The 1,861-nt window shown below is 69.2% G+C and carries 4 protein-coding genes; 3 read left to right on the forward strand and 1 reads right to left on the reverse strand.

Annotation, left to right across the window (positions count from 1 at the left end; genetic code table 11):
* Nucleotides 1-121 precede the first annotated feature (121 nt).
* Together mmpB and MKW14_RS40600 are read left to right on the forward strand one after the other, a co-directional pair.
* On the forward strand, nucleotides 122-250 hold the full coding sequence (gene mmpB / locus MKW14_RS41190) for a morphogenic membrane protein MmpB (RefSeq protein ID WP_276623359.1): 129 nt from the start codon (nucleotides 122-124) through the stop codon (nucleotides 248-250).
* Nucleotides 251-304: 54 nt separating this feature from the next.
* Nucleotides 305-925, forward strand: coding sequence for a nucleoside triphosphate pyrophosphatase (locus MKW14_RS40600; protein ID WP_240871799.1), 621 nt, complete (start codon nucleotides 305-307; stop codon nucleotides 923-925).
* On the opposite strand, the gene MKW14_RS40605 is transcribed toward MKW14_RS40600, so the two are convergent.
* On the reverse strand, nucleotides 894-1,379 hold the full coding sequence (locus tag MKW14_RS40605) for a hypothetical protein (protein WP_240871801.1): 486 nt from the start codon (nucleotides 1,377-1,379) through the stop codon (nucleotides 894-896). The two genes, MKW14_RS40600 and MKW14_RS40605, sit on opposite strands and share 32 nt — an antisense overlap.
* Before the next feature lie 366 nt (nucleotides 1,380-1,745).
* Between MKW14_RS40605 and MKW14_RS40610 the strand changes: the two genes are divergently transcribed.
* Nucleotides 1,746-1,861, forward strand: a 116-nt coding sequence (locus MKW14_RS40610; RefSeq protein WP_141708051.1) for a biotin carboxylase N-terminal domain-containing protein, incomplete at its 3' end; no start/stop codon positions are given.

The raw sequence follows: 1,861 nt of genomic DNA on the forward strand, positions 1-1,861 counted from the left end.
GGGGCGCGGGGCTGTATCGATATGCGGCTCCGCCTCGTGGGCGCACGGCAGGACAGCGCCGGGCTCAACTTGAGTACCCGTACTCAGGCGCCGTAGCCCGGCCAAGCCCCACGCTGGTGACATGCTGTGGTCCGACCCCGAGAACGAGCCGCCCGAGGAACTGCGCGAAACGCAGGACATGTTGCGGCGGCTCGGCATTCTCATGGCGTTGGCCATGGTCCTGGCGATGATCGTGATCGGCCTGAGGTGAGGGCGGCGGCCGCCTGAGGTGAGCGAGGCGGCCGGACCTGACTAATCTGACCGCATGACCGCACAGCGCCGCAGGCGTCTCGTCCTCGCCTCCCAGTCCCCCGCCCGGCTGAACCTGCTCCGCCAGGCCGGCCTGGACCCCGAGGTCATCGTGAGCGGCGTGGACGAGGACGCCGTGACCGCGCCCACCCCCGCCGAACTGGCGCTCGCCCTCGCCGAGGCCAAGGCCTCCGTCGTCGCCGCCCGGCCTGAGGTGAGCGGCGCCCTGGTGATCGGCTGCGACTCCGTGCTGGAACTGGACGGCCAGGCGCTTGGCAAGCCGGCGGACCCCGAGGAGGCCACCGCCCGCTGGAAGGCGATGCGCGGCCGGGCCGGGACGCTCCAGACCGGGCACTGTGTCTGGGACACCAGCAGCAAGCGGTACGTGTCGGGCACGGCCTCCACACTCGTCCGTTTCGGCGACCCCACCGACGAGGAGATCGCCGCCTACGTCGCCACCGGCGAACCCCTCCATGTGGCCGGGGCGTTCACCCTGGACGGCCGCAGCGCGCCGTTCATCGAGGGCATCGACGGCGACCACGGCAACGTGATCGGCCTCAGCCTCCCCCTGCTGCGCAAGCTTCTCGCCCAACTGGGCGTCAGCATCACGGAGTTGTGGGCGCCGGCGGAGAAGTGACCGGCGAGCCCTCGTCGCCCTCGGGCCCCGGCTCGTCGACGGGCGGCGTGTCGGCGAGCTCGGCCGGTGCCTCGTAGGTCATCAGCAGCAGCACGATGAGGGCCAGCACCACGACCATGAACACGAACGCGGGCCAGCCCACCAGCCCCCACACCAGGGCCGCGAGGAGCGCGTGCACGACCGCCGCGCTGATCAGCAGGACGCGGCCGAAGCCGGCCGCGGGGCGGTCGCGTATCGCCACCAGGAGCGCGACCAGGCCGCACAGCGCGTAGTAGAGGCCGAAGACGATCCCGCCGATCTTCGAGGACAGCGACATCGTGTCCGGGTCGAGGCCGGCCAGGGACATGTCCTGGCGGTCGACGACGATCCCGAGGAACCAGTTCAGCGCGGCGACCCCGAACGCCTCGACGAAGAGGACGACCGCCACGACCCACGCCACCGGCCTGCGCACCACCGGTCCCCACCCACTCTCGAGCCAAGTTCGGGTTACTCCCAGTACCTTTCGATCCAATCGCGAACGCTACTAACGGGTAAACCCCGGGACAAGGGTTGTGCCGACCGCAAAGAATCATTGGGCCATTCGTAGGGACTCCACAAAGAAACAGAGTGGCCCGCAGCACGCTCTCACAGAGACCTTGACCACATGGGAGAGCTAGGGTTGCCGGGAGGAGTCCTGCGTACCTGGGTACGACAAGGGATTTCGCGGGTCGAGCGAGCCTCGAATCACTCTCCGTGTGGGCAAGCTCACCATTGGGGACGGGTCGAAGTGCCTCGTCGGCAGTCCCTAAACTCGGCTTGTTTCAAGGAGGGAGCCTCAATCGTGCGCAAGGTGCTCATCGCCAACCGTGGCGAAATCGCTGTCCGCGTGGCCCGCGCCTGTCGGGACGCCGGCATCGCGAGCGTGGCCGTCTACGCCGACCCGGACCGGGACGCTCT

It is taken from the genome of Streptomyces gilvus, from assembly GCF_022513565.1.
GTDB classification, from domain to species: domain Bacteria; phylum Actinomycetota; class Actinomycetes; order Streptomycetales; family Streptomycetaceae; genus Streptomyces; species Streptomyces gilvus.

Bases quoted from the DNA above. Each gene is read 5' to 3' on its own strand.
- mmpB (WP_276623359.1), top strand. From the start codon at position 122: ATGCTGTGGTCCGACCCCGAGAACGAGCCGCCCGAGGAACTGCGCGAA.
- MKW14_RS40600 (WP_240871799.1), top strand. From the start codon at position 305: ATGACCGCACAGCGCCGCAGGCGTCTCGTCCTCGCCTCCCAGTCCCCC.